Raw genomic sequence first — 6,204 nt, 5'->3', positions numbered from 1 at the left:
CATACTTAAACTTCTTTATTTATACTAAGCAATCTTAAAGGTGTAAAAATTATTTTATATGTCATGTATTTAAAAGACATGTCGCCTTAAATAGTTGTTTACAGCTAATTGAATGGACATTATACTAAACACCTAACTTTGAGGAATAAAGTATGTCTATCAATAAAAACGCGCTAGATACTTATCGACTTTTGAAAGCAACCGCAGAAGTTGCTGAAAAATCACTAGAAGGACGTATCCAACATTATCGCGCCCATCTTAAATCTGAAGAAAAAGAATTAAGAACTTACACCCAAAAAGCAGCAGCTGATTTACTTGGCTGTAATAATCGTACCTTAAAAAGACGCCATGACAATGGCGACTTTGACGATTTAAATATAAAACGCGGTGCAAACGGCCACTATGCCTACACCTTAGTTAATATTTTTGCTATGGCTGATATTATGGACATACAGCCTGATCACCGCGCATCAACAGACAAACTCCAAGTTATTGTTATTAATTCATTAAAAGGTGGTTGTGGTAAAACAACAAGCATGGTTAACATTGCTGCTGCACTCGCTACCACTAACATTAAACGTTACCGTATCGGTATAATTGATTTAGATCCTCAAGGGTCATCATCAAGCTTTTTCCCATCTTCAGAGCCCGATCCAATTACCGTTGGTGATTTGATGCGTGATTGCATTGACCTTGATGAAGGTGAAACATGGCCTGAATTTGTGTCTAACTCTTTTTTACCAACACATATTCCTAATATTCGTGTTTTACCATCAGGTATGGATGACTTTTATTTTGAGCACGAAACAGCAACATTACTCAAAGACACCTCCAATTATGAGCAAACACGCCATTACCACAAACTACTAGAACGAGTAATAAATCCGGTAAAAGATGAGTTTGACATTCTTTTAATTGATACAGCGCCAACGCTTAACTTTATGTTTTACAATGCATTAATGGCTTCAACGGCGATGCTAATTCCGGTTCACCCTGAAGCGGTAGACTTTGATGCAAATAATAAATATTTAAAACGCTTAGGTGAGATTTATCATACGGTTGCCGCTCTTGGCCATGATGGTTGGGATTTCATGCAATTTTTAGTTACTAATTATGTGAAAGGCAATCACTCACAACGCGACATAGTTAAAGATGTGCGTAGTGCTTTTGGTCGCCAAGTAATGAGCTATCCTATTAATCATAGTTCAGCAATTACCGCCAGTTCATCGTCGTTCAATACTATCTTTGACCAAAAAGCATCTGACAGCTTAGCAAGTAGAGAGTCATTAATGCGCGCACAAGAAAATATCAAAGATGTAGTGGATGAACTCGAAATGCTAATTCGTTCTAATTGGCAATCCACTCAATCTAAATTAAATACGCCTAAGTAAGGATGTTGACTAAAAATGGCTAAAAAACGTAAAAATGACACCCGCTTAGATCCCTTTGCAACCGCTGTTGGCAGTAGCAGCTTAGATGCCCTTTTAGAGCAAGCCAATGCAGGCGATGTTATTCGTATGCCTGCTCCCAGTGATCCTAACCGGGAAATAACGCTTGTTTGTAAAGTGATTGCTCACAACGAGATTGAAAAATCGACCCAAGTTTATGGTAAAAATCGTCGCGTACAAGCGCTTTTAAACGAAAAGTCAGTCGCAGATATTCTTCCTGCTATTAAAGAAGATGGCCGTAATCAGCACCCTGCTCTATTGTGGGAGCAAGGTGATATGAGCCTTGTATTAGCTGGTTCTAGACGTCGTAAAGCCTGTATTTTAGGTGGCGCAGACTACCTCGTATTGAGTTCTAGTGACTTTAGCGAGCAAGATGCCAAAGTACTTGCGGTTTCATCAGATCAATACATTGCCCCTAGTCTTTGGGAGTTGGGTCAAGCGTATCAGCAAACTAAAAACGATCTTATTCAACAAGGAAAAAAAGGCTCGTACCGTGAAATTGCTGTTATTGAAGGGGTATCGCATACAGCGATTGCTGATGCGATAAAAGCGTATGAGCAAATATCTGCAGATGTTATAGCCCTTTACCCAACAGCTAATCATGTTGGTAGAGAAGTTGCTAAAAAGCTGATTAACGCAAAGGAGCGCGATGAGGAAGCATTTAACGAGTTAGTTGTTGCACTTGCCAGCAATGATGAAATTAACGCCTTAGAAGCCGACGATAAGCGCGCTATGCTAATTACTAAATACCTAACTGCAGAGCCTAAAACAGCATCAAAACGTGAAGCGGTTTTAGAAAATGACTTTATTAGTGTGCAACGTAACCTTAAAAGTGGTGACGTTTCAATTAAAATAAATAATAAAGTGATGACAGACAAGCGCTTAGAGCAACTTACTAAGTTATTAAGTGCCTTTAATTAGTTAGTAATATCGTGATCTGTAAAAGGGGGTGGGTTAGTTAAATAGTGATCTAGCCCTCTTAATTAGTTGGTAAAAATCTGATCTTTAGTGGCATAAAAAGGCTAAAAACATGGCTTAAACCATCAAGGATCATATTTTTACTAACTAAACACCTCCTTTTAATGCCATTTTTCACCTTGTTAGTAAAAACCTGATCTAAGCCTAACTAAATCTCCTTTTAAAGTTAATTAATTGTTTTTATTTTGTAATTTAAACGTGCTTTTTTAGTGAGCAAAATTAAACAATGATCGCCAATTCGCTATAAACCAATTTTTTACTAACCAATCAGATCCAACCAGTTTATTTTAAAAATAATATTGCTTTAGCTCAGCGCTGATAAGGCATATACTGGAAAAATTGTTTTTAAATTTTAATACTTTGAGTGACATGTCTGCTAACTTATCAAAAAATGATTTAATGGCTATTTTTGAAGAAATTAAAAATGAGCAGGCTACCCAGTTCCCTCTTTCTGAGCGATTCATAAAAAAATTATTTAAACCCGCGGTGTTGGCCAAAGGAAAATCGTACTATAAAAACGGCCAAATCAGTTGGTTAGAACATAATGCAGATTTTTCTGTGGTTGACTCTACGGTGCAAGGTGATAAAGGAATCGCGTTCAACCAACGTATTGAGATCAGTAAATTACCAACTGGTTATTCGGTCGATACCCACTGTACCTGTAATGTTAAAACTAAATGCCGCCATTTGGCCGCTATTTTGTTAAAGCTTAAAATTGAGCATTCTGGTGAGTACGGTGAAGATTATTTTATTAATGATTGGTTTAGTGAACTAAGCGCACTTAAAAACACCGACCAAGCTCAACCCTCGCAAGTATTACTGTTTGTATTAGACATAGAAAACAACAAAGTATTTTTAACCCCTAAAATTGCCAACTACGATAAAAATAATAATTATGCACTTGGGCGAAATTTAACTGAGCAACAGCTTAATAGTTTTGTAACCCCTAGCGATTTGCTCGAAAGTGATTTTAGATTATATAGCTGGATCCGATCGCAAAATGCGGTCGGTAATATTGAGCTTAAAGGGCAATGGGGTTTTAATGCGCTGCAGCAATTACTTGCCACAGACAGATTATTTTTACAACGCTCTCGAGTACCTATTAAAGCGCAACCTGGTTTACCTCTTAACTTTGTTTGGGAAAAACAAAAAGAGGTAACCCAGTTAAAAATTCACTTGGATCAAATTCCTAATTGGGCGTTAATTAAAACAACGCCGCCCATCTACTTAGATTTAGATAAATATAAATTAGGCCGTATTCGTACGCCCCTCAGTGCTGATGAAATTGCGCACTTACAAACTATACCGGCGCTGCACGATACAAACTTTGACCGAATTTATAAGCAGCTTGCTGATAACTTTGGTGTAGGTGTTATTCCCCACCCTACTAATACACCAAGCACGCCTGTTAAGTCGTTGAGTAATGCCATACTTAAAGTCAGCATGTCGGGCTCAGTAATGGCTATTTCCTTATCGTTTAAGTATAAAAATAAAAACTATTTAGCGGGCACCGCGCCTGCAAAGTTAATTAATAGCGCCTTTGAAAATACCGTTACCAATGAGTTAGTCAACTTAGGCTTCGATTTTTGTAAAGGGGGTTTACACAGCGAGTTTATTTTTAGTCAGGAATCGGCTATTCACTTACATTGGCTAGTTCACGAGGTACTTCCCAGCTTTAAACAACGCGGTTGGCAAGTATCAATGAGCAAAGTTAATGTTGCAGATACTAAAAGCCAAATCTCATTGCATGTAAACAGAGCTGCAAATCATCAAATGCATAGTAAAGTAATGTTAAACGATACCAAAGTAGCTACCCTATTAAATGTAAATAATAAACTTTATGAATCGTTAAACCGTCAAAGTGAATTGTTTTATTACTACCCTGTTGGCCGTCAATTTGGGGTTATTGATAAAGCAGCGTTTAATTTATTAATTGAGTTTAAACTGCGGTTTGAATTTATTAAAACCCGTGACGAATTTAACATTCCGCTTTCATACTTACCTGAATTAGTTCAGCACACAGCTATTAATGTAGAGCTACATGACCCGTCATTAGAGCGTTACCTTGATGAACTAAATAACGATGCACTGCTATCACCTAACACTGCCATTCATGGCTTACACGATTCTGTAGTATTAAGAGAGTATCAGCAAGAAGGCGTGGCTTGGCTTAACTTTTTAAAGCGTAATCAGTTAGGTGGGATTTTAGCGGATGATATGGGCTTGGGTAAAACGTTACAAGTGATTGCCTACTTAGCAAGCTCATACAATACACCGCAAGCAGGACCTACGCTTATTGTGTGCCCTACAAGTTTAGTGAGTAATTGGCAAAACGAAATTACCAAGTTCGCAAAAAGCTTAAAAGTGACCACTATTTTTGGTGCACACCGAAATGATTCGTTGCAGCATTTGGCACAAGCGCAATGTATTTTAACCACGTATCCGCTATTAAAACGTGACATTGCTTATTACTCACCGCTGTATTTTGAAAACATTATTCTTGATGAAGCCCAGTATATTAAAAACGATACCGCACAAGTTTCACGGTTGGTAAAGCGTTTAAATGCCGACTTTAAGCTTTGTTTAAGTGGCACCCCAATTGAAAACAATTTATTTGAATTAAAGTCATTGCTCGACTTTGCAATGCCCTCGCTTTTAGGTTCACAGGCGCACTTTAAGCAGCATTTTCAAGGCCCTATTGAACGCGAAAGCAACATTGAACGTGCAGAGCAACTAAAAGCGTTAATTATGCCGTTTATTTTGCGCCGTACTAAAGCCCAAGTGGCTCAAGAGCTACCGCAAAAAACCGAACTTATAAAAGAGTTTGAGTTTGAACCTAAACAAAAAGATATGTACCAAGGTATAACTCGTGCGCTTGAAGAAAAACTGATTGATTTATTTGCCGAGCAAGGCGTACAAAAAAGTAAACTCGCTTTTTTAGAAGCTTTATTAAAGTTACGCCAAATTTGTTGTCATCCTAAACTCATTGAACCTGAAACTGAGGCTGCCAGTGCTAAATTAGAATGGTTATCGAGTCACTTACCTTTAATGCTTAGCCTTGGCCGTAAAGTGATTATATTTAGCCAGTTTACCTCTGCCCTTGATTTAATTGCCGAGCGTTTAAATGAGCTAAATATTAATTTTAGTATGCTAACTGGGCAAACGCGCCATCGCGATAAAGTAATAGACGAATTTACCAGTGGTAACACTTCCGTGTTTTTAATTAGCTTAAAAGCCGGTGGTACAGGGCTTAATTTAACCCAAGCCGACACTGTTATTCATTTTGATCCATGGTGGAACCCAGCTGTTGAAAAACAAGCCACCGATCGTGCTTATCGAATTGGGCAAACAAACCCAGTGTTTGTTTATAAACTAATTATGGCTAACTCTATTGAACAAAAAGTATTTCAAATGCAGCAAGATAAGCAAGCGCTTGTAGATGCATTATTTACTGAAAAATCAATGAGTTTTACCCAGTTTGACGAACAACAAATGCTGTCTTTAATTAAAAGCTAAAATAATTTTAAAAAATCATGACGAGTTTTTGAACTTATTTAAATTGTAGGCGTCTATTAATATGCTTGGTTAAATTGCAGTTTCTCCAAGCTTTCATGTTGATATCCCATATAGTAGTTACTAGACATAGTAATGATTAAGCCAGCCAGTAATGCGCTGGCTTTTTTTTGCTTTTAAAAATATTTATTTTTTTATTTAATTTATTTTGAACTAATCACAAATGGCTGGGTCTATTATTATGCTTGTAGTTGATGTGTTGTTA

General features: G+C 37.3%; 3 protein-coding genes. All 3 read left to right on the top strand.

Going from position 1 to position 6,204, the window contains the following annotated elements; genetic code table 11:
* The first annotated feature begins 152 nt into the window (after positions 1-152).
* Positions 153-1,391 carry an AAA family ATPase gene (locus QMA00_RS15845; protein ID WP_008464468.1) on the top strand — a complete coding sequence of 413 codons (1,239 nt, stop codon included), beginning with the start codon at positions 153-155 and terminating at the stop codon, positions 1,389-1,391.
* A gap of 15 nt (positions 1,392-1,406) precedes the next feature.
* Positions 1,407-2,369, top strand: coding sequence for a transcriptional regulator (locus tag QMA00_RS15840; RefSeq protein ID WP_076923235.1), 963 nt, complete (start codon positions 1,407-1,409; stop codon positions 2,367-2,369).
* Positions 2,370-2,795: 426 nt separating this feature from the next.
* Positions 2,796-5,942 carry a DEAD/DEAH box helicase gene (locus QMA00_RS15835; RefSeq protein WP_076923236.1) on the top strand — a complete coding sequence of 1,049 codons (3,147 nt, stop codon included), beginning with the start codon at positions 2,796-2,798 and terminating at the stop codon, positions 5,940-5,942.
* Positions 5,943-6,204 lie beyond the last annotated feature (262 nt).

Origin of the sequence: Pseudoalteromonas sp. APC 3694 (genome assembly GCF_030407565.1) — a bacterium.
Lineage (GTDB): Bacteria > Pseudomonadota > Gammaproteobacteria > Enterobacterales > Alteromonadaceae > Pseudoalteromonas > Pseudoalteromonas tetraodonis.
This window is presented reverse-complemented; position numbering and strand designations above follow the sequence as displayed.

Bases quoted from the DNA above. Each gene is read 5' to 3' on its own strand.
- QMA00_RS15840 (WP_076923235.1), top strand. From the start codon at position 1,407: ATGGCTAAAAAACGTAAAAATGACACCCGCTTAGATCCCTTTGCAACC.
- QMA00_RS15835 (WP_076923236.1), top strand. From the start codon at position 2,796: ATGTCTGCTAACTTATCAAAAAATGATTTAATGGCTATTTTTGAAGAA.
- QMA00_RS15845 (WP_008464468.1), top strand. From the start codon at position 153: ATGTCTATCAATAAAAACGCGCTAGATACTTATCGACTTTTGAAAGCA.